This window comes from Labrys sp. E2SS-1L, assembly GCF_057073705.1.
Genome location: NZ_CP172712.1, coordinates 2615697 through 2642395 on the forward strand (window position 1 = coordinate 2615697; position 26699 = coordinate 2642395).

General features: G+C 64.7%; 22 protein-coding genes. 8 read left to right on the top strand and 14 right to left on the bottom strand.

Translation table 11 applies throughout. From position 1 onward, the window contains the following. The first annotated feature begins 53 nt into the window (after positions 1 to 53). The 3 genes from ACIGJE_RS12065 to ACIGJE_RS12075 all read left to right on the top strand — a co-directional run bounded on the left by ACIGJE_RS12065 (position 54) and on the right by ACIGJE_RS12075 (position 3704). On the top strand, positions 54 to 1403 hold the full coding sequence (locus tag ACIGJE_RS12065) for an NAD(P)-dependent oxidoreductase (RefSeq protein ID WP_415082668.1): 1350 nt from the start codon (positions 54 to 56) through the stop codon (positions 1401 to 1403). 11 nt (positions 1404 to 1414) lie between these two features. After that, a complete protein-coding gene (preA, locus tag ACIGJE_RS12070; protein WP_415082670.1) occupies positions 1415 to 2734 on the top strand; it encodes an NAD-dependent dihydropyrimidine dehydrogenase subunit PreA in 1320 nt (439 codons plus the stop codon). Positions 2735 to 3029: 295 nt separating this feature from the next. Continuing rightward, positions 3030 to 3704 carry a hypothetical protein gene (locus tag ACIGJE_RS12075; protein ID WP_415082672.1) on the top strand — a complete coding sequence of 225 codons (675 nt, stop codon included), beginning with the start codon at positions 3030 to 3032 and terminating at the stop codon, positions 3702 to 3704. Between the two features lie 13 nt (positions 3705 to 3717). On the opposite strand, the gene phhA is transcribed toward ACIGJE_RS12075, so the two are convergent. From phhA to ACIGJE_RS12090, 3 genes are all read right to left on the bottom strand, one after another. Next, positions 3718 to 4590, bottom strand: a complete 873-nt coding sequence (phhA, locus tag ACIGJE_RS12080) for a phenylalanine 4-monooxygenase (RefSeq protein ID WP_415082674.1) — start codon at positions 4588 to 4590, stop codon at positions 3718 to 3720. 277 nt (positions 4591 to 4867) lie between these two features. Next, positions 4868 to 5512, bottom strand: coding sequence for an HTH-type transcriptional regulator RutR (gene rutR, locus ACIGJE_RS12085; protein ID WP_149254398.1), 645 nt, complete (start codon positions 5510 to 5512; stop codon positions 4868 to 4870). Positions 5513 to 5550: 38 nt separating this feature from the next. After that, positions 5551 to 6102, bottom strand: a complete 552-nt coding sequence (locus ACIGJE_RS12090) for a cupin domain-containing protein (protein ID WP_311933328.1) — start codon at positions 6100 to 6102, stop codon at positions 5551 to 5553. A 284-nt stretch (positions 6103 to 6386) separates the two neighbouring features. Here ACIGJE_RS12090 and aptA point away from each other — a divergent pair, with 284 nt between their 5' ends. Continuing rightward, positions 6387 to 7712, top strand: coding sequence for an omega-aminotransferase AptA (gene aptA / locus ACIGJE_RS12095; protein WP_311933327.1), 1326 nt, complete (start codon positions 6387 to 6389; stop codon positions 7710 to 7712). 158 nt (positions 7713 to 7870) lie between these two features. Beyond that, positions 7871 to 9367 (top strand): CoA-acylating methylmalonate-semialdehyde dehydrogenase, encoded by a 1497-nt coding sequence (locus ACIGJE_RS12100; protein ID WP_415082677.1) that lies wholly within the window; start codon positions 7871 to 7873, stop codon positions 9365 to 9367. Between the two features lie 110 nt (positions 9368 to 9477). On the opposite strand, the gene ACIGJE_RS12105 is transcribed toward ACIGJE_RS12100, so the two are convergent. The 8 genes from ACIGJE_RS12105 to ACIGJE_RS12140 all read right to left on the bottom strand — a co-directional run bounded on the left by ACIGJE_RS12105 (position 9478) and on the right by ACIGJE_RS12140 (position 19055). Continuing rightward, positions 9478 to 10251 (bottom strand): enoyl-CoA hydratase, encoded by a 774-nt coding sequence (locus tag ACIGJE_RS12105; RefSeq protein WP_311933325.1) that lies wholly within the window; start codon positions 10249 to 10251, stop codon positions 9478 to 9480. A gap of 9 nt (positions 10252 to 10260) precedes the next feature. Beyond that, positions 10261 to 11148 (bottom strand): 3-hydroxyisobutyrate dehydrogenase, encoded by an 888-nt coding sequence (gene mmsB, locus ACIGJE_RS12110; protein ID WP_415082679.1) that lies wholly within the window; start codon positions 11146 to 11148, stop codon positions 10261 to 10263. Positions 11149 to 11289: 141 nt separating this feature from the next. Beyond that, positions 11290 to 12372 (bottom strand): enoyl-CoA hydratase/isomerase family protein, encoded by a 1083-nt coding sequence (locus tag ACIGJE_RS12115; RefSeq protein WP_415082681.1) that lies wholly within the window; start codon positions 12370 to 12372, stop codon positions 11290 to 11292. Further along, positions 12372 to 13514, bottom strand: a complete 1143-nt coding sequence (locus ACIGJE_RS12120; protein WP_415082683.1) for an isobutyryl-CoA dehydrogenase — start codon at positions 13512 to 13514, stop codon at positions 12372 to 12374. Before ACIGJE_RS12120 ends, ACIGJE_RS12115 begins: the two co-directional genes overlap by 1 nt. Positions 13515 to 13662: 148 nt before the next feature. Continuing rightward, complete coding sequence (locus ACIGJE_RS12125; protein ID WP_415082685.1) at positions 13663 to 15159, bottom strand: CoA-acylating methylmalonate-semialdehyde dehydrogenase; 1497 nt, start codon at positions 15157 to 15159, stop codon at positions 13663 to 13665. A 65-nt stretch (positions 15160 to 15224) separates the two neighbouring features. After that, positions 15225 to 16946 carry an AMP-binding protein gene (locus ACIGJE_RS12130; RefSeq protein WP_415082687.1) on the bottom strand — a complete coding sequence of 574 codons (1722 nt, stop codon included), beginning with the start codon at positions 16944 to 16946 and terminating at the stop codon, positions 15225 to 15227. A gap of 96 nt (positions 16947 to 17042) precedes the next feature. Next, entirely contained in the window at positions 17043 to 18227 is a 1185-nt protein-coding gene (locus ACIGJE_RS12135) for an acetyl-CoA C-acyltransferase (RefSeq protein WP_415082690.1), read from the bottom strand. Positions 18228 to 18287: 60 nt separating this feature from the next. Beyond that, positions 18288 to 19055, bottom strand: a complete 768-nt coding sequence (locus ACIGJE_RS12140) for a 3-hydroxyacyl-CoA dehydrogenase (RefSeq protein ID WP_415082692.1) — start codon at positions 19053 to 19055, stop codon at positions 18288 to 18290. Between the two features lie 163 nt (positions 19056 to 19218). Here ACIGJE_RS12140 and ACIGJE_RS12145 point away from each other — a divergent pair, with 163 nt between their 5' ends. Beyond that, on the top strand, positions 19219 to 20208 hold the full coding sequence (locus ACIGJE_RS12145) for an AraC family transcriptional regulator (protein WP_415082694.1): 990 nt from the start codon (positions 19219 to 19221) through the stop codon (positions 20206 to 20208). 133 nt (positions 20209 to 20341) lie between these two features. Beyond that, entirely contained in the window at positions 20342 to 21679 is a 1338-nt protein-coding gene (locus tag ACIGJE_RS12150) for an APC family permease (RefSeq protein ID WP_483680158.1), read from the top strand. A gap of 11 nt (positions 21680 to 21690) precedes the next feature. On the opposite strand, the gene ACIGJE_RS12155 is transcribed toward ACIGJE_RS12150, so the two are convergent. After that, complete coding sequence (locus ACIGJE_RS12155; RefSeq protein ID WP_415082698.1) at positions 21691 to 22461, bottom strand: helix-turn-helix transcriptional regulator; 771 nt, start codon at positions 22459 to 22461, stop codon at positions 21691 to 21693. A 95-nt stretch (positions 22462 to 22556) separates the two neighbouring features. Between ACIGJE_RS12155 and ACIGJE_RS12160 the strand changes: the two genes are divergently transcribed. After that, entirely contained in the window at positions 22557 to 23972 is a 1416-nt protein-coding gene (locus ACIGJE_RS12160) for an amidase (RefSeq protein ID WP_415082700.1), read from the top strand. A gap of 109 nt (positions 23973 to 24081) precedes the next feature. Here ACIGJE_RS12160 and ACIGJE_RS12165 read toward each other — a convergent pair whose 3' ends face one another. Together ACIGJE_RS12165 and ACIGJE_RS12170 are read right to left on the bottom strand one after the other, a co-directional pair. Continuing rightward, the gene (locus tag ACIGJE_RS12165) at positions 24082 to 25683 is read right to left on the bottom strand and encodes a phosphoenolpyruvate carboxykinase (RefSeq protein ID WP_367624014.1); all 1602 of its coding nucleotides are present in this window, start codon (positions 25681 to 25683) and stop codon (positions 24082 to 24084) included. Positions 25684 to 26029: 346 nt separating this feature from the next. Next, positions 26030 to 26689 (bottom strand): dihydrofolate reductase family protein, encoded by a 660-nt coding sequence (locus tag ACIGJE_RS12170; RefSeq protein ID WP_394310035.1) that lies wholly within the window; start codon positions 26687 to 26689, stop codon positions 26030 to 26032. Positions 26690 to 26699 lie beyond the last annotated feature (10 nt).

The following is a 26699-nucleotide window of genomic DNA, read 5'->3' on the forward strand; positions in this document are numbered from 1 at the left end:
TCGTTCTTTTGATCAACTGGTAAAAAATAAAGAGCCAAATACCAGAGGTTCAGATGACTGCACGATCCGACATTGCGCGGGGCCGTCTCGATTCCCCCACGCTCGCCAGCAATTTCTCAGACCTGCATCCGGCCTTCGGCAGGCATGAGGCGCGCGTTGCCGCCGAGCGCTGCCTGTTCTGCTACGATGCGCCCTGCGTGAAGGCCTGCCCCACCTCGATCGACATTCCGATGTTCATCCGCGAGATCATGACCGGCAACACGGTCGGCGCGGCCCGGACCATCCTAGAATCCAACATCATGGGCGGCATGTGCGCCCGCGTCTGCCCCACCGAGACGCTGTGCGAGGAAGCCTGCGTCAAGGAGACCTCGGAGGGCAGGGCGGTCGAGATCGGCAATCTGCAGCGCTACGCCACCGACGAGCTCTTCGCCAAGGGCCGGCAACTGTTCAAGCGCGGCGCCCCCACCGGCAAGCGCGTCGCCGTGGTCGGTGCCGGTCCGGCGGGCCTGTCCTGTGCCCACAAGCTGGCAACGCTGGGCCATGAGGTTACCGTGTTCGAGGCGCGCGAGAAGGCTGGCGGGCTCAATGAATATGGCATCGCCGCCTATAAGAGCACCGGCGGCTTTGCCCAAGCCGAGGTCGACTACATCACGGCGATCGGAGGCATCACCATCGACTATGGCAAGCGCCTTGGCCGCGACGTCGAACTGGCGAGCCTCGCTCGTGAGTATGATGCGGTTTTCCTTGGCATGGGACTGGGCGACACCAACGATCTCGGCCTGGAAGAGGGCATCGAGGGCGTGATCGATGCCGTCGACTACATCGCCGACCTGCGCCAGGCGGTGGATCTCGCTGACCTGCCGGTCGGCCGCCGCATCGTGGTGATCGGCGGCGGTATGACCGCCATCGACATCGCCTCGCAGACCAAGCGCCTGGGGGCGGAGAGTGTGACCATCGCCTATCGCCGCGGCCAGCCGCAGATGAATGCCTCCGACTACGAGCAGGAAGTGGCGCAGACCGACGGCGTGCTGATCCGCCACTGGCTCAAGCCCGCGCGGCTGCATGCCGAGGACGGCAGGCTGGTGGCCGTCGAGCTCGAATATACCGCGGAGCAGGGCGGGCGCCTCACGGGCACCGGCGAGACCGTCAGGCTCGAATGCGACCAGCTTTTCACCGCGATCGGGCAATCCTTCCTGCCCGAGGAAGTGAACGGCGTAGCGCTCGTACTGGAAAAAGGCCGGATTACCGTCGATGCCGAGCAACGCACCTCGGTGCCCGGCATCTGGGCTGGTGGCGACTGTGTCGCCGGCGGCAAGGATCTGACTGTGGCGGCGGTGGAAGACGGCAAGCAGGCCGCCCTCTCGATCGATCGCGTTCTGAAGTCTGAAGCCAAGGCAGCGTGAGGAGAAACGACATGGCCGATCTCAGCACCAATTTCCTGGGCATCAAGTCTCCCAATCCGTTCTGGCTGGCCTCGGCGCCGCCGACCGACAAGGAATACAACGTCGTCCGCGCCTTCAAGGCAGGCTGGGGCGGCGTGGTCTGGAAGACGCTCGGCGAGCAGGGCCCGCCGGTGGTCAACGTCAACGGTCCGCGCTACGGCGCCTGGCACAGCCAGGACCGCCGGGTGATGGGCTTCAACAATATCGAGCTGATCACCGACAGGCCGCTCGAGGTCAATCTGCGCGAGATCAAACAGGTCAAGCGTGACTGGAAGGACCGGGCGCTCATCGTCTCCCTGATGGTGCCCTGCGAGGAGAATGCCTGGAAGTCGATCCTGCCCTTCGTCGAGGACACCGAGGCCGATGGCATCGAGCTGAACTTTGGTTGCCCGCATGGCATGTCGGAACGCGGCATGGGCTCGGCCGTCGGGCAGGTGCCCGAATATGTCGAAATGGTCGCGCGCTGGTGCAAGCAATATACCCGCATGCCGGTGATCGTGAAGCTGACGCCCAACATCACCGACGTGCGCAAGCCGGCCGAGGCGGCCAAGCGCGGCGGCGCCGATGCGGTGTCGCTGATCAACACCATCAATTCCATCGTCTCGGTCGACATCGACAATATGCGCCCCTGGCCGAACACCGACGGTTTCGGCACCCATGGCGGCTATTGCGGCCCGGCGGTGAAGCCGATCGCGCTCAGCATGGTCTCGGAGATCGCCCGGGCTGAGGCCACCCGCGGCCTGCCGATCTCCGGCATCGGCGGCGTCGAGACCTGGCGCGACGCCGTGGAATATATGGCGCTGGGCTGCGGCACGGTGCAGGTCTGCACGGCGGCCATGGTCTATGGCTTCAAGGTGGTGCAGGAGATGATCTCCGGCCTGTCCGACTGGATGGACGAGAAGGGCTATACCTCCGTCGACCAGTTCGTCGGCAAGGCCATCCCCCAGGTGACCGACTGGCAGCACCTCAACCTCGAATATGTGGTCAAGGCCCATATCGACCAGGATGCCTGCATCAAATGCGGCCGCTGCCACATCGCCTGCGAGGACACCTCGCACCAGGCCATCACCAACATGGTCGCCGGCGAGCGCAAGTTCGAGGTGATCGAGGAGGAGTGCGTGGGCTGCAATCTGTGTGCCGTGGTCTGCCCGATCGAGAACTGCATCACGCTCGAACCGGTGACGTCCGGGGTGGACAAGCGCACCGGCAGGCCGGTGGGCGGGCATCGCACCTGGAAGGAGCATCCCAACAATCCGGCCGTGCATGCCAAGGCAGCCGCGGCGGCGGAGTAGGGCAGGACTCGAGCGGGCCGCGCCACCACCCCTCATCCGGCTGCCGCCACCTCTAGTCAACTCAAGAGAGTTGACGACACCCGCAAGGGGAGAAGGGAATTTACTCGGCGTGGGGTGCGGTATTTGGGATCGCTCAGCTGGTTTCGACCTTCCCCATCAAAACCCCTTCTCCCCTTGCGGGAGAAGGTGGCGGCAGCCGGATGAGGGGTGACACTCGACCGAGCAGAATGAGATTGTCATCCCTCTCCGCCCAGACCAGGATGCAGCGCTCTCATCGGGAAATCACGCCGAGCCCATGACGCTGGATCAGATTGCAGAACATGCCGAAGCTGTCGGCGTCTCGGTGAGAGGTGCCTTCCATCCTCGGCAGGAGGACAGCGTACCGGCGCTCGACACCGGGCCGGTCGAAACGCTGGTGCTGCTCGGCTGGAGCGGCGGCCGGCAATGGCCCGCTTTCGCGGCCTCGCCCGAGGCAGCCGATGGTGCGCAGCATCCATTGGATCGCTGGTCCGCCCGGGTGATCGACGCGATGGCGAACGAGTTCGGTGCCGTCGCCCTCTATCCCTTCGGCGGTCCGCCCTATTTGCCGTTCCAGCGCTGGGCGCAGCGCGGCGGCGCTGTCTTTCCTTCGCCGCTCGGCATCTATGTGCATCCCGTGCATGGTCTCTGGCACAGCTATCGCGGGGCGCTCGGCCTTGGCGAAAGGCTGGCGCTGCCGCCGCTCGCAGAGGCAGTCCATCCCTGCGAGAGCTGTGCGGCCAAGCCCTGCCTGAACAGCTGTCCGGTCGGGGCCTTCACGACGGCCGGTTACGATGTCGAACGCTGCGCCGCCCATGTGCACTCACCGCAAGGTACCGACTGCAGGCATGGTGGCTGCCTCGCGCGCCGGGCTTGTCCGGTCGCCCCTGACAAGGCGTATGGCGCTGGGGAGGCGGGCTTCTACATGAACGCTTTCCTGGCCGCGCATTGAGCGAAGGATCGCTCTACTTCAGCTTCGTCTTGGTCTTGGGAAAATCACGCCAATAGTCGCCGCTGCCCCGGCGCAGCACTTCGTCCTCGGGCCGGATCTCGAAAGGGGACAGCGTGGGCTTTTCCCGCAATTCGGCGAACAGCGCTGGTGCATCGATCCCCTTGAGCAGGTCGAAGAGCTCTTCGAAACGGTCGATCACGAAGTAGCTCGCCTGGAAGTCGTCGATGTAATAGCCGGTCCTGACGACCCTGTCGAAATCGAAGCGCAGATGATGGGCGGAGGTATCGCCGACGGCATATTTGGCTTCACCGAAGGAGGAGACGATGCCCGCCCCATAGATGCGGATGCCCTCGGGTTTGCGGATCAGGCCGAACTCGATCGTGTACCAGTTGAGGCGGGCGAGGAATTTCACGCCCTTGTTGTCGATCGCGTCGAGGCCGATGCGGCCATATTCGTTCATGTAATCGGCATAGGCCGGATTGGTGAGCAGCGGCACATGGCCGAAGACGTCGTGAAAGATGTCGGGCTCTTCGAGATAGTCGAGCTGCGCGCGCGTGCGGATGAAGGTGCCGGCCGGAAAGCGCCGGCTTGCCAGCATCTCGAAGAAGGGGCGGGAGGCGATCAGGCCGGGCACGGCCACCACCTCCCAGCCGGTGGCCCGTCGCAGCCTTTCGTTCATGCGCTCGAAATTCGGTATACCCGTCTCGTCGATACCCAGTGTGGCCAGCCCATCCAGATATTCCTGCGCGACATGGCCCTTGAGAGCCGTGAGCTGGCGCTTGAACAGGATCGACCAGGTCTCGTGGTCTTCCTTGGTGTAGCGATCCCAATCCTGCGGGATGATGCATTGCTCGATCGTCTGAGCACTCAGTATAGCGTGTCCCATCTCGTCCTCCCAAAAGCGTTTTGTGATTTCCTGGAAGCACCAGGAATCGCAAAGACGCGTCGGAACAAGGAGCTAGGGCAAACAAGCGTTCACGCCTGAACGCGCTTTGCTCTAGGGGATGACCCCTCTATCCATGTGGGGTGAGGATAGCACGGCTGCTAGGGTAAGACGTGATTTCTCTGGGTTGTGTTTTGTCTATAACTCTTTGTTTTGGCGCATTTTATTAGCTTAAATGCGAGGCCACCTTTCCGAAAATTGCTTTGGGCCCAAGGCCCGATCAGCGCTCGGCCAGCACGCCGCGCAGGATCGTTTCTGTCAACGTCTTCAGCGTTTCTTCGTAGAAGGCTTCGTCGGTGAGGTCCTTGCCGGTGAGGACGCTGATCTGCGTGGCGAAATCGGCATAATGCTGGGTGGTCGCCCAGATCATGAAGAGGAGATGATAGGGCTCGATCGGCCGCAATTTCCCTTCGGCGATCCAGCGCTGGATGATGACCGATTTCTGCCGGACGGTGTTGGTGAGATCCGTCGCCAGCACCTTCTTCAGATGGGGCGCCCCCTGCATGATCTCCATGGCGAAGAGACGGGAGGACTCCGGATAGAGCCGCGAGCATTTGAGCTTGTGCTCGATATAGGACGTCAGGGCCGCGACCGGGCCGCGCGTGGCGTCGAGTTCCTTCAGCGGCGTGACCCAGACTTCCAGCGTGCGGGTGAGTACCGCCTCATAGAGGGCGTCCTTGGTACGGAAATAATAGAGGAGATTGGTCTTCGACATGCCGGCGGCTTCGGCGACCTGGTCGATGCGCGTGCCGCGCAAGCCATGTTTCGAAAAGGCCGAAAGGGCGCTGTCGAGGATCTTGTCGATATTGGCCAGGCCGAGCTTGGTCTTGTTGCGTTGCCGGCCGGCCTCTCCTCCCTCTGCCATGAGCGCTTCCTGTTTCGTTGTTCCCATTCCTTCATGGCTCAGAAGCTTGGCGGTGTGCAAGCCGATATCAGCTCGCAGGCCGTATCGCCGACATTGCGGAAGCGATGAGGCTCGCGGCTGTCGAAATAATATGCATCCCCGGGACCAAGCACGGCCACATCTTCGCCCACCGTGACTTCGAGCTGGCCGCGAATGATGATGCCGCATTCCTCACCCTGGTGGTGCAGCAGCACTTTGCCGGAATCGGCGCCGGGCTGGTAACGCTCGGAGATCATCTGCAGCGCGCGCCCGCGCAGATCCGAGCCGACCTGGCGGTAGGAGACGCGTCCCCGGCCGATTTCCATCAACTCGCCCGAGCGATAAAACACCTTGCGGCCGGGATTGGCGTCGAGGGCGAAGAATTCCGCCAGGCCGATCGGCAGGGCGTCGAGCACCCGCTTCAGGGCACCGACCGAAGGGTTCACTGCATTCGATTCCATCAGCGAGATGGTGGCGTTGGAGATGCCGGCACGCTTGGCGAGCTGGCGCTGCGACAATCCGCGCGCCTCGCGCACGCGCCGCAACAGAGAACCCAAATCGACGTTCTGCATGATGTGGTCCTCCATCCAGGCCTGTTTAGAATGTTAAATATCATGAACGCAGTCGATAATTCCACTTTGCATTCAATGTGCGGGAATTTACGAACCTAACGCTTGTTATTGAACATTCGTTCTAGAACAAAAACTCGGGTATGAAAGTGTGGCCGAAATAGGAATGATGCTGCCACAACAAAGAGTTGGCATAATTTTCAAATTCAAGGCAAAGCTATTGCCAGCTTAACGAGCCGGGCTTCCCGCCAGCCTTCGGGACCCCGGCAGCTTCCGGAGAGATCCTGATGAATGCCCCGATCCGTGTGACCAACAACCTCGAAGCGTTCTGGATGCCGTTTACGGCTAACAGACAGTTCAAGTCCAATCCGCGCATGTTCGTCGCGGCCAAGGACATGCACTACACGACGGCCGATGGCCGCCAGGTGCTCGATGGTACGGCGGGTCTGTGGTGCTGCAACGCCGGCCATGGCCGCCCCAAGATCACCGAGGCGATCCAGAAGCAGGCGGCGGAGCTCGATTATGCGCCGGCCTTCCAGATGGGGCACCCCGCCGCCTTCGAGCTCGCTTCGCGCCTGGTTCAGCTTACGCCCCAGGGCATCGATCACGTCTTCTTCGCCAATTCTGGCTCCGAAGCCGTCGACAGCGCGCTCAAGATCGCACTCGCCTATCACCGCGCCCGCGGCGAAGGGCAGCGCTTCCGCCTGATCGGCCGAGAGCGCGGCTATCACGGCGTCGGCTTCGGCGGCATTTCGGTGGGCGGCATCGTCTCCAACCGCAAGATGTTCGGCACGCTGCTCACCGGCGTAGACCATATCCGCCACACCCATGACCTCACTCGCAACGCCTTCTCCCGCGGCCTGCCCGAACATGGTGCCGAATATGCCGAGGATCTGGAGCGTGTGATCGCCCTGCACGATCCCTCCACCATCGCGGCCGTGATCATCGAGCCGATCGCCGGCTCCACCGGCGTGCTGCTGCCGCCCAAGGGCTATCTGGAGCGGATCCGCGCCATCTGCGACAAGCACGGCATCCTCTTGATCTTCGACGAGGTCATCACCGGTTTCGGCCGCCTCGGTGCGCCCTTCGCCGCCGATTATTTCGGCGTGACCCCCGACATGATGACGGTGGCCAAGGGCATCACCTCAGGCGTGATCCCGATGGGCGCGGTGTTCGCCAAGAAGGAGATCTACGATGCCTTCATGACGGGGCCGGAGCACCTGATCGAGCTCTTCCATGGCTACACCTATTCGGCCAATCCGGTGGCCTGCGCCGCCGCGCTCGGCACGCTCGACACCTATGCCGAGGAAGGCCTGCTCACCCGCGCCGCCGATCTCGCCTCCTATTGGGAAGACGCGGTGCACTCGCTCAAGGGCCTGCCGCATGTCATCGACATTCGCAACCTCGGCCTGATCGGCGCCATCGAGCTCGAGCCTATCGCCGGTCAGCCCACCAAGCGCGCCTTCTCCGCCTTCCTGAAGGCCTATGAGAAGGGCCTCCTGATCCGCACTACCGGCGACATCATCGCCCTGTCCCCGCCGCTGATCATCTCCAAGGCGCAGATCGACGAGTTGGTCACCACGCTCGGCGACGTCTTGAAGACGCTGGATTGAGGTCATGTCATCCCGTGCGCGATGCAGCATGCAATGCTGCGTCGCCGACACGGGATCGCGTGACAGATGAGCTTCTATCGGAAGACGGTCCCGGATCTGCATCGCGTCACTGCGTGCCGCAATGCGTCCGGGATGACCTATTTTTCAGAGGAAACCCCATGGCCCGTATCGACAACCTGATCGGCGGCAAGCAGACCGCTACCACCAGCGGACGCTTCGCGCCCGTGTTCAACCCTGCCACCGGCGAACAGAGCGGCGAACTCGGCCTGTCCTCGACCGCGGACGTCGACGCCGCCGTGCAGGCGGCCAAGAAGGCCTTCCCGGCCTGGTCGACCACCGCGCCGCTCAAGCGCGCCCGCTACATGTTCAAGTTCAAGGAACTGCTCGAGGCCAATGCCGACAGGATTGCCCAGGCGATCTCGGCCGAGCATGGCAAGACCCATTCCGACGCTCTGGGCGAAGTACAGCGCGGCATCGAGGTCGTCGAATTCGCCTGCGGCATCCCGCATCTGCTTGCCGGCGAATTCAGCCGCAATGTCGGCCCGGCCATCGACACCCACAATGACCGCCAGCCGCTCGGCGTTGTCGCCGGCATCACGCCCTTCAACTTCCCGGCCATGGTGCCGCTGTGGATGTATCCGGTGGCGATCGCTGCCGGTAACACCTTCATCCTCAAGCCGTCCGAGCGTGATCCCTCCGCTGCCCTGCTGGTGGCGCAGCTCCTCCTCGACACCGGCTTGCCCGAGGGTGTGCTCAACGTCGTCAACGGCGACAAGGAAGCCGTCGACGCGCTACTGCACCATCCCGACGTCAAGGCCATCAGCTTCGTCGGCTCGACCCCGATCGCCCAGTACATCTATGCGACCGCCGCAGCCAACGGCAAGCGCTGCCAGGCCCTCGGCGGCGCCAAGAACCATATGGTGGTGATGCCGGATGCCGACATGGACCAGGCCGCCGATGCGCTGGTCTCGGCCGCCTATGGCTCGGCCGGTGAGCGCTGCATGGCGATCTCGGTGGCGGTGCCGATCGGTGATGCGACCGCCAATACGCTGGTCGAGCATCTCCTGCCGCGCATCAACAAGCTCAAGGTCGGCCCCGCCGCCGATCCGCAGGCCGAGATGGGGCCGGTGGTCACCAAGCAGCACCAGGAAAAGGTGCTCGGCTATATCGACGCCGGCGTGCGCGAAGGCGCCAAGCTGGTGGTCGACGGTCGCGGCCTCAAGCTCCAGGGCTATGAAAACGGCTATTTCGTCGGCGCTACCCTGTTCGATCACGTCACCGAAGAGATGTCGATCTACAAGGAGGAGATCTTCGGGCCGGTGCTCTCCATGGTGCGAGCCCGCGACTACGCCCATGCCACCAAGATGATCAACGACCACGAATATGGCAACGGTACCGCCATCTTCACCCGAGACGGCGATGCGGCGCGCGCCTTCGCCGATAGCATCGAGGTCGGCATGGTCGGCGTCAACGTGCCGCTGCCCGTGCCGGTGGCCTACCACTCCTTCGGCGGCTGGAAGCGCTCGCTGTTCGGCGACCACTCGATCTACGGCATGGAGGGCGTGCGCTTCTACACCCGCCTGAAGACCGTGACCGCCCGCTGGCCGACCGGCATCCGCTCGGGCGTGAACCTGAACTTCCCCTCGACGAACTGAGGGGAGGCATATTCCCGGGTGCGCGGGCATCCTGCCCGCCCTTCTCATCCGCAAATATTGCGTTTGGGGTTTAGGAAGATGCGGGCAGGATGCCCGCGCACCCGGGGAAATTACCCCCGGTTGAACTGCGCCGGACGCTTCTCTACGAAGGCGGCCATGCCTTCCTTCTGGTCTTCGGTCGAGAACAGGGCCTGGAAGACGCGGCGCTCGAAGGTGAGGCCGCTGGCGAGCGGCAGTTCATAGGCCTGGTTGATCGCTTCCTTCATCACCATGCTGGCCGTCAGCGACATGTTGGCGATGGTATCGGCCGTCTTCACCGCGTCCTCGACGAGATCGGCAGCCGGAACGACGCGCGAGGCCAGGCCGCAGCGCTCGGCCTCCGCCGCGTCCATCAGGCGGCCGGTGAGGCACAGTTCCATCGCCTTGGACTTGCCGATCGAGCGCACCAGCCTCTGGCTGCCGCCCATGCCGGGGATGACGCCGAGCTTGATCTCGGGCTGGCCGAATTTGGCGGTGTCGGCCGCCAGGATGAAATCGCACATCAAGGCGAGTTCGCAGCCGCCGCCCAAAGCATAGCCGGCTACGGCAGCGATCTTCGGCTTGCGGGAAGCCGCGAAATGGTTCCATTCCGAGAACCAGTCGCTGCTGTGCATGTCGGCGAAGCTCTGGGCTTGCATCTCCTTGATGTCGGCGCCGGCGGCAAAGGCCTTGGCGGAGCCGGTGATCACCAGGCAGCCGATGGAGGGATCGGCGTCCGCGGCCTGGGTGGCCGCCAGGAGTTCGCCGGCTAGCTTGCGGTTGAGGGCGTTGAGGGCTTCGGGTCGGTTGAGCGTGATCAGCAGCACGCGTCCGCGCTGCTCGGTGATAATGGTCTCATAGGTCATGTCTGGTCCTCAATGCTTGCCGCGCAGCAGCCGGATGATGGCGGAGAAATCCTCGGTGCCGTGGCCGAGGCCGTCGAACAGGGAATAGAGCTGGGCGGCTTCCGCGCCAAGCGGTGTGTTGGCGCTGACCGAATTGGCCGCGGCCTGGGCAAGCTTGAGATCCTTGAGCATCAGGGCCGCCGCAAAGCCTGGCTTGTAGTCGTTGTTGGCGGGGGAGGTGGGCACCGGCCCGGGGACGGGGCAATAGGTGGTGAGGGACCAACACTGGCCCGACGAGGTCGAGGCGACGTCGTAGAGCGCCTGCTGCGACAGGCCGAGTTTTTCGCCAAGTGCGAAGGCTTCGCAGACGCCGATCATCGAAATGCCGAGGATCATGTTGTTGCAGATCTTGGCTGCCTGGCCGGCGCCGGCGGTGCCGCAGTGCACCACGCGCTTGCCCATCACGGCGAGCAGAGGCTCGGCTCGGGCGAAGGCCTCGTCGGCTCCGCCGACCATGAAAGTCAGCGTGCCGGCCTTGGCGCCGCCGACGCCTCCGGAGACGGGTGCATCAACGGCGGCGAGTTTGCGTCCGGCGGCTATGTCATGGGCCTTGCGGGCGCTGTCGACATCGATGGTGGAGCTGTCGATCAGCAGGGCACCGGCCGGCACGAGGCTGGCCAACTCAGACCACACCTTCAGCACATGAGCGCCGGCCGGTAGCATGGTGATCACCGGGTCGGCATCCTCGACTGCTTCCGCAGCGGAGGCCGCGATGATGATGCCGTCGCCGCGTGCCGTCTCGAGCGAGGCCGGGGACAGGTCGAAGCCGCGCACCTGATGGCCCGCCTTCACCAGATTGGCCGCCATCGGCCCACCCATGTGGCCGAGGCCTATGAACCCTATCTTGCTGCTGGCCATTGGGGACTCCTTCTCGATAGAGCGATTGTAGGTGTTCCCGGGTGCGCGGACGTCTCGTCCGCTCCTGGAAACGCTGAGTTCTAGGGCGAGAAGGTGCGGACGAGACGTCTGCGCAACCGGAATCTGCCCCTGCCGTCGCCATTATCCAAACACCCGGTCCGCCACCGGTTGGATCCAGGCTTCGATATTGCCATCGTCGACCTTGGCGAGGCTCGGCGGCGACCAGCGCGGATTGCGATCCTTGTCGATGATGGCTGCCCGCACGCCCTCGTAGAAATCATGGCCTTGCGCCACCGCGACGGCGGCGGCGAATTCCCGCTCCAGGCACTCTTCCAGGCCCTCGGCCTCGCGAGCGAGACGGATCAGGCGGAAGGTGAGCTTGAGGCTGGTCGGCGATTTGGAGGCGATGAGGTCGCGTGTCTTCAGGGCGAAGGGCGTGCCATCCGCTTGGAGAGCTTGCAGGATGGCTTCGACGGAAGAGCCGGCAAAGCATTGGTCGATCAACCTGCGATGCTCGGAAAGGCGAGCGGGTTCGGGCTGCACGGCATGCTTTGCAAGCAGGGTGCGGATTGCCTCATTGCCGGTTCCCGGCGTGAGCTGAGCCAGCTCGTCGATCAGCGTGGGAATGCCAGCCAGCGGGACCTGCACATCGGCCAGGCCGGCATAAACAGCATCGGCAGGCCCGATCGCCTCGCCGGTGAGGGCGAGGTAGGTGCCGATCTCCCCAGGGGCATGGGCGAGCAGCCAGGTGCCGCCGACATCCGGCACGAAGCCGATGCCGACTTCCGGCATGGCGATGCGGCTGCGTTCGGTGACGATGCGGTGGGCGCCATGGGCTGATAGGCCAATGCCGCCGCCCATGGTGATGCCGTCCATCACGGCCAGATAGGGCTTCGCAAAGCGGGCGATGCGGGCATTGACACGATATTCGTCGCGCCAGAATTGCGCGCCCGTGCCGTCGGGCGTGCGCTCGCCTTCGTAGAGGGCGCGGATGTCGCCACCGGCACACAGGCCGCGTTCGCCTTCCCCCGTCAACAGCACGGCCGCGATGGCAGCGTCCTTCTCGAAGGCGTCGAGAGCCGGTGCGATCAGATGCACCATGTCGCGCGTGAGGCTGTTCATCGCCTTGGGACGATTGAGCCGGATGCGGCCGAGCGAGCCCGTGCGTTCGACGATGACGTCGGCAAGTGTTTCGGTCTGGGCAAGCGTTTCCTCTGTTGCCATCAGCGATTCCCCAGCAGGGCACGGGCAATGATCACGCGCATGATTTCGTTGGTTCCTTCCAGAATCTGGTGCACCCTGAGATCCCTGACGATCTTCTCGACGCCATATTCGCTCAGATAGCCATAGCCACCGTGAAGCTGCAGCGCCTGATTGGCAACCTCGAAACCGGCATCGGTGACGAAGCGCTTGGCCATGGCACAAAAGCGCGTCGCCTCGGGGCTCTTGGCATCGAGCGCGCTGGCCGCCCGCCACAGGAAGGTGCGCGCCACTTCCAGTTCCGTCGCCATGTCGGCAAGGCGGAATTGCAGGGCCTGGAAGTCCGAGATCTTCCTTCCGAAGGCTTTGCGCTCGCCCATATAGGCGATCGCCTTGTCGAGAGCCGCCTGGGCGCCGCCGAGTGAACAGGCGGCGATGTTGAGGCGCCCGCCATCGAGCGCCGCCATGGCGATGCGAAAGCCCTGGCCCTCTTCGGCAATGCGGTTGGCGGCGGGAACCCCGACATTCTCGAACATCACCGCGCGCGTCGGCTGGGCATGCCAGCCCATCTTCTTCTCGCTGGCGCCGAAGGAAAGCCCGGGCGTGTCCTTCGGCACGATGAAGGTGGAGATGCCCTTCGGGCCGTCTCCGCCGGTGCGGGCCATCACGATATAGAGATCGCTGGCACCGGCGCCGGAGATGAACTGCTTCTGGCCGTTGAGGATATAGTGGTCGCCATCACGCACCGCTCGGGTGGCGAGATTGCCGGCATCCGAGCCATAGCCGGGCTCGGTCAGGCAGTAGCTGGCGATCATCTCCATCCCGGTCATCGCCGGCAGCCACTGGCTGCGTTGCTCGGGCGAGCCGTAGGCATCGATGATCCAGGCGCACATGTTGTGGATCGACAGGAAGGAGGCGACGGCCGGACAGCCCGAGGACAGGGCTTCGAAGATCAGTGCCGCATCGAGACGGGTGAGGCCGGAGCCGCCGACATCCTCGCGCACATAGATCGCGGCCATGCCGAGCCCGGCCGCCGCCTTGAGCGTGTCGATGGGGAAGTGCCTGTTCTGATCCCATTCGAGGGCGTGCGGGGCGATCGCCTCCGCCGCGAAGCCGGCCGCCATCTCCCGGATGGCCGCTTGTTCGTCGCTGAGTTCGAAATCCATGGTGGTCGCCTTGTTGTTCTTTACCCTCCCCTGAAGGGGGAGGGGTGGACTGAAAGGCCGGGGTGGGGTGGAAAAGCGACGGTCGAGAATATCACCCCACCCCGACGCTACGCGTCGACCCTCCCCCTCCAGGGGAGGGTGGAGAGTGCTACCGCATCGTCGGGATCGAGAAATCCGCGCCGCTCTTGATGCCGCTCGGCCAGCGCGAGGTCACCGTCTTGGTCTTGGTGTAGAAGCGGATCGAATCCGGGCCGTGCTGGTTGAGGTCGCCGAAGCCCGAGCGCTTCCAGCCGCCGAAAGTGTGGTAGGCGATCGGCACCGGGATCGGCACGTTGATGCCGACCATGCCGACATTGACCCTGGCAGCGAAATCACGGGCAGCATCGCCGTCGCGGGTGAAGATGGCCACACCGTTGCCATAGGAATGCTTAGTCGGCAAAGCGAGGGCTTCCTCGTAGGTATCGGCACGCACCACGGAGAGCACCGGCCCGAAGATCTCCTCCTTGTAGATGGTCATCTCGGGCTTGACCTCGTCGAACAGGCAGCCGCCCATGAAGAAGCCGTTCTCATAGCCCTGGAGGCGGAAATTGCGGCCGTCGACGGCCAGTTTCGCGCCCTCGTTGATGCCGATCTCGACATAGCGCTTGACACGCTCCACCGCCTCGCGGGTGACGAGCGGGCCGTAATCGGCGGAGCCGTCGTTGGAGGGACCGATCTTAAGCGATTCCACCCGCGGGATCAGCCTTTCCATCAGGGCATCGCCCGTGGCCTTGGTGACGGGCACGGCAACGGAGATCGCCATGCAGCGCTCGCCTGCCGAACCGTAGCCGGCACCGATCAGCGCATCGACCACCTGGTCCATGTCGGCATCCGGCATGATGATGGCGTGGTTCTTGGCGCCGCCGAAGCACTGGGCCCGCTTGCCGGTCTGGGCGGCGCGGACATAGATATATTCTGCGATCGGGGTCGAGCCGACGAAGCCCACGGCGCGAATGTCCTCGTCGTCGAGAATGGCGTCGACTGCTTCCTTGTCGCCGTTGACGACATTGAACACGCCCGCCGGCAGGCCGGCCTCGACGAACAATTCGGCGATGCGGATCGGCACGGAGGGATCGCGCTCCGACGGCTTGAGGATGAAGGCGTTGCCGCAGGCCAGCGCCGGCGCGCATTTCCACAAGGGGATCATCGCCGGGAAGTTGAAGGGCGTGATGCCGGCGACGACACCGAGCGGCTGGCGCAGGGAATAGACGTCGATGCCGGTGCCGGCGCTCTCTGTATATTCGCCCTTGAGCAGATGCGGGATGCCGATGGCGAATTCCACCACTTCGAGGCCGCGCTGGATGTCGCCCTTGGCGTCCGGCACGGTCTTGCCGTGCTCGCTCGCCAGGAGCTCGGCCAGGCTGTCATGCTCGTCCCGCATCAATTCGAGGAAGCGCATCAGCACGCGGGCGCGCCGCTGCGGGTTCCAGCCGGCCCAGACTGCCTGCGCCTCGCGGGCGTTCTCGACAGCCGCCCGTATTTCCGCTGCGCTGGCGAGCGCGACCTTGGCCTGCACATCGCCGGTGGTGGGATTGAACACGTCGGCAAAACGGCCGCTGGTGCCCTCGACGCGCTTGCCGGCGATGAAATGTCCGATCTGTCGCATGGCCTGGTCCTTCATCGTGTTGTGAAAATTGTGTTGTGCGCACCCGGAATGCCGCTGCCGCAACCCTATGCGCGCTTCCTCTCCGATGCCATCTCCGGGAAATCGGTCTCGGCGAATTCGACGCCCCGGAACGGGCTTTGCGTGTCTTCCTCCACTTCCAGCCGGCGCAGCTGCACGCGGCGGATCTTGCCGGAGATGGTCTTGGGCAATTCGGTGACGAATTCGATGCGGCGGATGCGCTTGAAGGGGGCAAGACGCTCATTGGTGTAGCGGAAGATCGACAGGGCCGTCTCGCGTGACGGCTCGGCTGCGCCGACCAGCAGCACATAGGCCTTGGGGATCGACAGGCGGATGGGATCGGGCACCGGCACGATGGCAGCCTCGGCCACCGTCTCGTGCTCGATCAGCACGCTTTCGAGCTCGAAGGGACTGATGCGGTAGTCGGAGGATTTGAAGACGTCGTCGGCCCGGCCAACGAAAGTGAGATAGCCGTCCTCGTCGATGAAGGCGACGTCGCCGGTATGGTAGACCTCGCCCTCCAAGCCTCCGAGCTTGCCGTCGGTGCTCTGGTATCCCTGCATCAGACCGGCCGAGCGTGTGTCGCCGAGCGGCAGGCAGACCTCGCCTTCCGTGGCGGGCTTGCCGTCGGCATCGAGGATGCGGATGTCGTAGCCGGGGAGGGGGCGGCCCATGGCGCCGATCTTGATCGGTTGTCCGGGCGAATTGGCGATCTGGGCCGTGGTCTCGGTCTGGCCGTAGCCGTCGCGGATGGTCAGCCTCCAGGCGTTGCGGACCCGTTCGATCACTTCCGGATTGAGGGGCTCGCCGGCGCCGCACACCTCGCGCAGCGAGACCTTGGTGGCGGCGAGATCCTCCTGGATCAGCAGGCGCCAGACAGTCGGCGGCGAGCAAAGCGTGGTGACCTGGCAGCGTTCGAGTTCGCGCAGCAGCACCTTGGCGCTGAATTGCGGCTGATTGATCACCAGCACCGTGGCGCCGGCATTCCAGGGCGCGAAGAACGAGCTCCAGGCATGCTTGGCCCAGCCGGGCGAGGACACGTTGAGATGAACGTCTCCCGGCTGCAGGCCGAGCCAGTACATGGTCGAGAGCGCGCCGATGGGATAGCTGCGCTGGGAATGGCGCACCAGCTTGGGCTTGGCGGTGGTACCGGAGGTGAAATAGAGCAGCAGCGGATCGTGCGGGTTGGTCGGGCTATCCGGCGTGAAGGTGGTGGACTGGTCGAAGGCTCCGGCATAGGCGACCCAGCCGGCCTCGCTGCCGGGGCCGACGACGATGCGCTTCACCTCCGGCGGCGCCACGCCTTCGCATTTGGCGAGCTGGTCGCGCTCGGCCACGATGGCGCGAGCCTTGCCGCGGTCGAAACGATCGGCGAGCTCGTCCGGCGTGAGCAAGGTGGTGGCGGGAATCAGGATCAGGCCGAGCTTGCTCGCCGCCAGCGTTGTCTCCCAGATCGCCGGCACATTGCCGAGCAGCACCAGGACGTGGTCACCGCGTTTCAGACCCTGGGCGCGCAGGAAATTCGCCACTTGGTTGGAGCGCCGGCTGAGCTCGCTGAAGCTGAATTTGGTGTCGATGCCGGCTGCGGTGTCGACGATCCACAGGGCCGTGCGGTCCCGGCTTTCGGCAGCGGTGGCGAGCTCGGCATCGAACCAATTGAGCGCCCAGTTGAAGTGGGGCTCATCCGGCCAGTCGAAGCCGGCGCGAGCCGTCTCATAATCCGTGCGATGCTTGAGCAGAAAGTCACGAGCCTGCCGAAAATCGGGCATGAAGGTTTCCTCGTTTCCCTGGAGCGCGGGCATCTCAGCGACATGACAGCATGTCGCTGAGATGTCCGCGCTCCAGTGCAAGTATTTCAGTTCTGACTAGACCAGCCGTTCGACCGCCATCGCGGTCGCTTCGCCGCCGCCGATGCACAGGCTGGCCACGCCGCGTTTCAGCCCATGGCTTTCGAGAGCGGCCAGCAGGGTCACCAGCACGCGCGCGCCGGAGGCCCCGATCGGATGGCCGAGGGCGCAGGCGCCGCCATGCACATTGACCTTGTCGCCAGGCAAATCAAGGTCGCGCATCGCCGCCATCGTCACCACGGCGAAGGCCTCGTTGATCTCGAACAGGTCGACCTCGCCGGCCGTCCAGCCGGTGCGATCGAACAATTTGCGCATGGCGCCGATCGGGGCGGTGGCGAAGCGATTCGGTTCCTGGGCATGGCTGGCATGGCCGACGATCGCGGCGAGGGGCTTGAGGCCGCGCTTTTCCGCCTGCGAGCGGCGCATCAGCACCAAGGCGGCGGCGCCGTCGGAGATCGAGCTCGAATTGGCCGCCGTCACCGTGCCGCCCTCGCGGAAGGCCGGCTTCAGCGTCGGGATCTTGTCCGGGCGGGCCTTGCCCGGCTGCTCGTCGACGCCGACCACCTGCTCCGTCTTGCCCGAGCCGACGGTCACCGCCACGATCTCGCTGTCGAAGCGCCCGTCCCGGATGGCGGCCTGGGCCCGGCTCAGGGAGCGCAAGGCAAATTCGTCCTGCGCCTCGCGGGTGAATTGATAGGCCTCGGCGCAATCCTCGGCGAAGGTGCCCATCAGGCGGCCCTTCTCATAGGCATCCTCGAGCCCGTCCAGGAACATGTGGTCCTTCACGCTGCCATGGCCCATGCGGTAGCCGCTACGGGCGCGGTCGAGCAGATAGGGGGCGTTGGTCATGCTCTCCATGCCGCCGGCCACCACCACGCCAGCCGTGCCGGCGGCGATCAAATCGTGGCCGAGCATGGCGGCCTGCATGCCCGAGCCGCACATCTTGTTGACGGTGGTGGCGGGTGTCGAGATCGGCAGGCCCGCACCCAGCGCGGCCTGGCGGGCCGGAGCCTGGCCCTGGCCGGCGCTGAGCACGCAGCCGAACACGGTTTCCTCGATCGCCTCTGCCGGCAGCCCGGCGCGGGACACCGCCGCCGAGATGGCCGTCGCGCCGAGGCGTGCCGCCGGCAGGCTGGAAAAGGCCCCCTGGAAACCACCGAGCGGGGTCCGCGCGGAACCGACGATCACGACAGGGTCATTCATCTCATGGTCCCTTTCTGCGAAGGAGGATTTTACGCCGATTTCGGCGATGTGTGTGGTCGATCAGCGCGGCGCCATGCGCAGGGCGCCGTCGAGCCGGATGATTTCGCCGTTGAGCATGCGGTTTTCGACGATGTGGCAGACCAAAGCGGCGAATTCCTGCGGATGGCCGAGGCGGGGCGGGAAGGGCACGGTCGCACCCAGCGAGTCCCTGACCTCCTGCGGCATGGCCTGCATCATCGGGGTCTCGAACACCCCGGGGGCCACGGCGACGACACGGATGCCGAAGCGGGCGAGTTCGCGGGCCGCCGGCAAAGTGAGGCTGGCGACGCCGCCCTTGGAGGCGGCATAGGCGGCCTGGCCGATCTGGCCGTCATAGGCGGCGATCGAAGCGGTGTTGACGATGACGCCGCGCTCGCCGTCCTCGCCGGGCGCGTTGGCGGAGATCGCCCGGGCGGCAAGCCGCGTCATATTGAAGGTGCCGATCAGATTGATCTGGATGGTGCGGGCGAAGCGCTCGAGATCATGCGGACCGTCCCGTCCGACGATGCGCTCGCTGGGGGCGACGCCGGCGCAGTTGACCAGACCGTCAAGCCGGCCGAAGGCATCGAGGGCGGCCTGCACGGCAGCCTGTCCATCCTCGGCACTGGCGACATCGGTGCGCTGGAAGCGGGCCTGCGGTCCCAGCGCAGCGGCGGCTTTTTCGCCGGCTTCGGCATTGAGATCGCAGAGGAGGACGCGCCCGCCGCGGCTCACCAATTCGGCTGCCACCGCCTGGCCGAGCCCGGACGCTGCACCAGTCACCAGGAAGACACGGTCTTGGATCTGCATGGCGCGGAACTCTCCCCGTTCGGCTCTTTGAGAGCCGTTGTCGTTGGCAATGATATTACGCGTGTCGGCGGTGGCATTCGATGACCCTTCATGCTTAAAAGCGTGATCGGTTTTGCCATATCGTGAGGGGGCGAATGGCCTGGGAAGGGAAGAGATCCACGCCGTGATCGGCCTCGGCTTCATCCAGGATACGCTCGAGCCCCTGCGGCGCGGCGGCTTCGATCTTGCGCCGGCTCTGGAGGCGGGCGGCTTCCGCGAGAGCGAACTTGACCTGCCGGGCTTTCGCCTGTCGGCCGAGCAATATGGCCGCCTGTGGCTCAGCATCGCGCAGATCATGCAATGCGAATATTTCGGCTTCGGTGCCCGCCCGATGGCGCCGGGCAGTTTCGCCATGCTCTGCCACGCGGTGATCTCCAGCCAGACGCTGGAGCACGCCGTCAGGCGCAGCCTGCGTTTCCTCAACCTGGTGCTCGCCGAGCCCAAGGGAGAGCTGGTCATCGAGGGAGCGCTCGCCCGGGTAATTCTGCGCGAGACATCCCCGCCGCGCCTGCCCTTCGCCTATCGTACCTATTTCCTGTTGCTGCACGGCGTCGTCTGCTGGCTGGTCAAGCGCCAGCTCGAGATCCGCGAGCTGCATTATCGCGGGTCCCTGCCGGCCGGACGCGAGGACCATCGCGATTTCTTCGGCACCCCCGTCAGCTTCGAGCGGCCCGAAACCATGCTGGTCTTTGATCGCGACATGCTGGCGCTCAAGGTCCGCCAGACCGAAAGGACCCTGCAGGGCTTCATCGCCGGGGCACCGGCCAACATATTGGGGCGCTATCGCCATGACCGTGGCGCGGCCTCCGCCACGCGACGCCTGCTGCGCGAGCTTCCTCCCGCTGAATGGCCTTCCTTTGCCGAGATGGCCGCGAGGCTGGGCCTGTCGGAACCAACATTGCGGCGCCATCTGGCTGGAGACGGCGAGAGTTTCTCCGAAATCAAGGAGGAGATCCGCCGCAAGCTGGCCCTGGACTGGTTGGCCCGCACCGCCAAGCCGGTCGGCCAGGTTGCCGCCGATCTCGGCTATACCGAGCCGAGCGCCTTCCACCGTGCCTTCCATAAATGGGCTGGCATGAGCCCGGGCGAGTTCCGCCGCTCCCGCACCAAATGACGGCTGGGTTTCCGGTTTCGTCATAACTCCTTGGGGTTATTGTTCGATCGCCGGCATCGGCACAAGCTTCCCGGACACAACGATAGGGCGGACGCCGGCAGACCGGCGAACTTGTCACCAGGGGAGAGCGGCGATGCAGGACGTGAAATTGGACAGAGCGTTGGGCCTGTGGTCGGTGGTACTATTCGGCTTGGCCTATATGACGCCGATGATCGTGTTCGGCACGTTCGGGCCGCTGGCGACAGCAAGCCAGGGCACCACGGCGATGTCCTATCTGCTCGCCTCCGGCGCCATCCTGCTCACCGCTCTGAGCTATGGCGTGATGTCCCGGGTCTATCCCGTGGCCGGCTCCGCCTACACCTATGCCCGCCGATCCCTCAACTCCGGTGTCGGCTTCCTGGTCGGCTGGGCCGTGCTACTCGACTATTTCTTCCTGCCGATGGTGATCTGGCTGATCGGCGCGGCCTATCTGTCGGCCGCCTTTCCGGCCGTGCCGAGCTGGGTCTGGATCGTGGCCTTCATCCTCACCACCACCGTGATCAACATCCTCGGCATCGCCTTCGCGAGCCGGGTGAATTTCGTGCTGATGCTGGTGCAGCTCGCCGTCGTCGCCGCCTTTGTTTTGCTGGCGGCACGCTATGTCGCTGCAGCGAGCGGGACCGGCGGCCTGGCGGCAGCGGCGCCGTTCTTCCAGGCGAACGTGCCCTTTTCCGCTTCGGTGGCGGGGGCTGCCATCGCCGCCTATTCCTTCCTCGGCTTCGATGCCGTCTCCACGCTGACGGAGGAGACCAGGGACGCCGGGCGCACCATTCCGCGCGCCATCCTGATCGTGGCCCTGGCCGGCGGCGCCATCTTCGTGGCGGCGGGCTATGTGATCCAGCTCGCGCATCCGGGCTTCGAGTTCGCCTCCGTCGATGCCGCCGGCAACGAGATCGCCCAGAAGATCGGCGGCGACTTCTTCGTCGTGATCTTCCTGGCGACGCTCGTCCTGGCGCAATTCAGCTCGGGCCTGGCTGCCCAGGCCAGCGTCGGCCGCCTTCTCTACGCTATGGGCCGCGACAACGTGCTGCCTAGCGGCCTGTTCGCCCGCCTGCATCCGAAATGGCAGACGCCCCTCGCCAACTTGGCTTTCGTCGGCCTGGTCGGACTGGCTGCGATCTGGATGGATGTCACGACCTCGACCTCCTTCATCAATTTCGGCGCCTTCCTGGCCTTCACGGCGGTCAATCTCTCCGTGATCGCTCTCTATCTGCGCGGGCATGAAGGCGTCAGGCCGCTGGGCGTGCTGATGGGCGTGATCCTTCCAGCCATCGCGGCGGCCTGCGACCTCTATCTGCTCCTCAATCTCGACGCCCACGCCAAATGGCTCGGCCTGATCTGGCTGGCGCTGGGGGCGGCCTATCTCGCCTATCTGACGCGCATGTTCAGCCAGGCCCCGCCCGAAATGGACTTCGTGGAGGACGCAGCCTGAGCAGGCACTGCTCAGGCTGCGGAAGATTGCCCGGCCAGGAACAGGCGGAACAACTGCCCCTGGCTCGATATCTTCAGCTTTGCGTAGATGTGACGGCGATGCACCTTGATCGTTTCGGGGGACAGAGAGAGGACGGCGCCGATCGAGAGGCTCGAATGCCCCTTCAGGATCAGCGCCACGATTTCCCGCTCGCGCGGCGTCAACTGGGGATGGGCGATGGCCGCGGAGGGGAGTGCCTCACCGGAGGGGGAGGGCGGGCGTACGGTCCGCCAGTGCCGTTCGGCCAGGCGGCAGATCAGTTCTGCGACGTCGCCGAATTGCTCGATCTGGCGGCGGCGGAACAGCGGGTTCGCGCCGAGGCGACTGATCGAGAGCACGCCGACATGTCCGCTGCCGAGATCAAGCACAAAGCCGATCTCGTCCCTGATGGTCGTCGCGGCATAGTGGACCCGGTAATATTCGGATTGCCTGAAATGATCGGGTGCCAGGTCCTGCATGACGATCAGGCAATCGGCATCGCTCCCCCGGACGGCGTCGTAGAAGGGATCGAGCACATAGGCGCCGGACAGGTATTGATCGACGATGATGCCGCGATCGATGAGGTCGGGCGGGTTGTGGAGATCATGCGCGCGCCCGTCCGGCGCATAGCGAAAGCCGTTCATCATCTCGAAAGGGGCGATCAGGCGCAGGACTGCCTGCAGCGCCGCCGGAAAGCCCGGCGAGCCGATGGCCTCGACCGCATGGGCAAGGAGGCGATTCCAGCCCTGGAATGGTGGCGGCATGGTGCTCCCTCGAACTTCCCTGCAAAGACGCATGGACTGGTTGCCAACCCTATGCGCCCGCCTCAGGCCTGCAACAAGCCGGAATGGAGAAGACGATGAATCTGGCCGGCACGACAACATCCCGAACCCATCCGCTCGATCTGCCGGCCTACGCGATCGCCGACGGCATTCGGCGGCAGCGCTTCCATGCCGTGGAGGTGGTGGCGGAAGCCCTGCACCGGGCCGAGGCGTGCCAACCTGAATTGAATGCCTTCACATTGCTGCGGCACGAGCATGCCCTTGCCAGTGCTCATCAGGCGGATGAGGCCGCCAGGGCTGGACAGTCCCTGGGAGCCCTGCATGGCGTGCCCTTCGCCGCCAAGGACATGACGCCGACGGCAGGCGATCTCACCACCTTGGGTTCCTGGACGAGCGGAGATCCTGTTCCTCCCGAGAGCGCCCTGTGCGTCCGCCGCCTGGAGGCTGCAGGGGGCATTCTGATCGGCAAGACCACCACGCCGGAATTCGCATTCTCCAGCTTCACGCAGAGCCCGCGTTGGGGCGTAACACGCAATCCCCGGGACCCCGAGCGCACAAGCGGCGGGTCCTCTGGGGGATCGGCCGTCGCCGTGGCCATGGGCGTCGTGCCGATGGCGGAGGGAACCGATATGGGCGGTTCTGTGCGCATCCCCGCCGCTTTCTGCGGTGTGGTCGGCTTCAAGCCGAGCCTCGGGCGCATCCCGATGACGATCCTGCCAAGCGTTTTCGACAATATCTCGCATTTCGGGCCTCTCGCGCGCAGCGTCGAAGATGCCATCGCTTTCATGGCCGCGACGGCCGGGTCGAGCGACGAGGACATCCAGTCCCTGCCGCTTCCCTTCGACGGCATGCGGGCACGCAAGGCGGGCCTCGCAGGCCGGCGTTTCGCCTTCTCGCTCGACCTTGGCTTCTATGCCGTCGAGCCGGCGGTGGAGATGGCCATTCGCGGCGCGGTTGAGGACCTTCGCGGGGCAGGGGCTGTCGTCGACGAGATCCCGATCGGCTGGAGCCGGGCTGTGGTCGACCAGTGGTTCGACATCTGGTGCGTCTTCATGTCGGCCTATTTCGGGGGCCGTCTTGCCGCAGGGCGCGGACGCATGGATCCGGCCGTGGTGGCGATGATCGAAAAGGGCCTGGCCATGGACGCCACGCAGTACAAGCGTACTGAATTGCTGCGCACGGGGATGTGGCGGGACATGGCCCGATTGTTCGAAAGCTATGATGCCCTGCTGTGCCCGACCTGCGCCATCGTGGCACCCCCGGTGGAACTGACCGATGACGACTTTGCCGAGAGTCTGCCGGACGGGCGCCTGAAGGGACTGGACATGACGTGCCCCTTTAATCTCCTGCCGCAATGCCCGGCTCTCTCCCTGCCGGTCGATCGCGCCGGCGTCATGCCGGTCGGCCTGCAGATCGTCGGGCGCCGGTACGCGGACGAGGACGTCCTCGCCATTGCGCTGGGCATGGAAAAGGTCCTGGCGGCGTCGCGATAGAACCATCGTGCAGAAAGACAAAGTGGCGGCTCGATGGAGCCGCCGCTTCTGAAATCATCGCTGTATCGTTTCCAGCCAAGAGCCGGGAGCCGTTTTTCGGCCCGGCAGGTCAGGCGCCGAGAGCAGCACTCATGGTCGTCTCGTCGGCCGCCACCTCGAACTGCTTGAAGTTCTCGGTGAACATGCCGACCAGGCGGCGGGCCTGGTTCTCATAGGCCGCCTTGTCCGCCCAGGACTTGAAGGGATCGAGCACGTGGCTCGGCACGCCGTCCACCGCGGTCGGAACCTGGAAGCCGAAATGACGGTCGGTGCGGAACTTGGCCCTGTCGAGGCTGCCATCGAGGGCGGCGTTGAGCAGGGTGCGGGTCCACTTGATCGGCATGCGGCGGCCGGTGCCATAGGCACCTCCGGTCCAGCCGGTGTTGACGAGCCAGCAGGAGACCTGGTGCTTGTCGATCAACTCCTTCAGCAGGCGGGCATATTCGACCGGATGGCGCGGCATGAAGGGAGCGCCGAAGCAGGTCGAGAAGGTCGGCTGCGGCTCGGTCACGCCGCGCTCGGTCCCGGCGAGCTTGGCGGTGAAGCCCGAGAGGAAGTGGTAGATCGCCTGCTCCGGCGTGAGGCGGGCGATCGGCGGCATCACGCCGAAGGCGTCCGCCGTCAGCATCACCACCGTACCGGGATGACCGGCAGCGCTGGACGCCGAGGCATTCTCGATGAAATGCAGCGGATAGGCGGCGCGGGTGTTCTCGGTCTTGCGACCATCGGTGAAGTCGAGCTTGCGCGTGATCGGGTTCATCGCGACGTTCTCGAGCACCGCCCCGAAGCGCTGCGAAGCGGCGAAGATCTGCGGCTCGGCCTGCTTGTCGAGATTGATGGTCTTGGCGTAGCAGCCGCCCTCGAAGTTGAAGATGCCGTTCGGGCCCCAGCCATGCTCGTCATCGCCGATGAGCGAGCGGTCGGGGGAGGCGGACAAGGTGGTCTTGCCGGTGCCCGAGAGCCCGAAGAACAGGGCCGAGACGCTGCTGGGGCCGACATTGGCCGAGCAATGCATCGGCATGACGCCGCGCGCGGGCAGGATGTAGTTGAGGTAGGAGAACACCGATTTCTTCATCTCGCCGGCATAGGCCGTGCCGCCGATCAGGACGACGCCGCGGGTGAAATCGCAGGCGATCACCGTCTCCGAGCGCAGGCCGTATTTGGCGGGGTCGGCCTTGAAACTCGGCATGTCGATGATGGTGAGGTCGGGATAGAACCCGGCGAGGTCATCGGCGGAGGGGCGGATCAGGAGATTGCGGATGAACAGGCTGTGCCAGGCAAGCTCGGTATAGACCTTGACCTTGATGCCGTTGTCCTCGTCGGCACCGGCATGCAGGTCCTGCACGAAGAGCTGCTTTTCCGTCGCATGCCAGAGCATGTCGGCCAGCAGCGTATCGAAGGCGGCGCGGGAGATCGCGTTGTTGTTGGCCCACCAGATCGAGTCTTCGGTCTCGCGCTCGCGGACGATGTACTTGTCCTTCGGGGAGCGGCCAGTATGGCTGCCGGTATCGACGACCAGGGCGCCACCGGGGCTGAGCAGGCCCTCGCCGCGGCGAATCGCGACTTCGACAAGCGAAGGTTCGTCGAGATTGGCGTGGAGCGCGCCGAGATTGTTGAACTGGATCGGCTCGATCTCATCCTTGGCTCCGCCTTCCACAACATGAAGTTTCATATCACGCTTCCTCATATTTGCCGGTCTCCAGGCTTCATGGCCCGGCCCTGTTCTCACGGGCAGTACCGCAACAATCGTTCATCGCCGCATCGAGAGCGGCGGGAGGGCGGCTGCTTCCCATTCAAATGCGACCTTAGCACGGCAGACCCGTGGACGTGTCATGCGAATGTTGCGGCGAAATGCATCGGCCGCAGGATCGTGGCCGGCATCGGTATTGATATGACAAATGACGCCGAACAGCGCACGCGGAAAGGTCCGCGAGCGCCTCGAAGCCGTCTAATACTTTGAGAGATCATTGAAATTTGCGGCGTCGTCCACCCGAAGGCGCCGAAAAGCCTGTTCGGCTTCAGTCTTCGCGCTTCATGCGCTCGCGACGTTTGATTTCCGCCGGGCTTGGCTCGGCAAGTTCGAAGGTGCCTATTGGCACGGATCCGGCTGGTTCATAGGTGGCGATGATAACGCCGGTGCTCGAAACCTCGTGGCTGGTCAGTTTCAGGGCGCCGGACGGCGTGCCTGTGCCGAACAGGCGCTTGCCCTTGCCGAGTACCAGCGGGAAGGTCATGATGAAAAGCCGGTCGATGAGGCCCGCGGCCAGCAATTGGGGGTAGAGCGTCGTGCTGCCCTGGACGAGGATGTCCGGCCCTTCGCTCTGTTTCACCTCGGCGACGGCGGCGATGTCGGCGAGGCGATGGCTGTTCTGCCATTCGAAGGGCTCGCTGCCGCGCGTGACCACATATTTGGCCGCCTTGGTGAAGGCGGGGCCGATGGGATCCTCCGGACCGACAAAGGGCCAGTGGGCCGCGAAGATCTCATAGGTCTTGCGGCCGAGCAGCAGGTCGAAGGGATTGCTGAACAGGCCACCCATCGCCGTGCCCATCGTGCCGTCCCAGAAGGTCGCCGACCAGCCGCCGAGTTCGAAGCCACCGGTCGGGTCCTCCGGCGGGCCGCCGGGGGCCTGCATCACACCATCGAGAGACTGGAATATGCCGCCGATGATCTTGCGCATGGGAAGATGT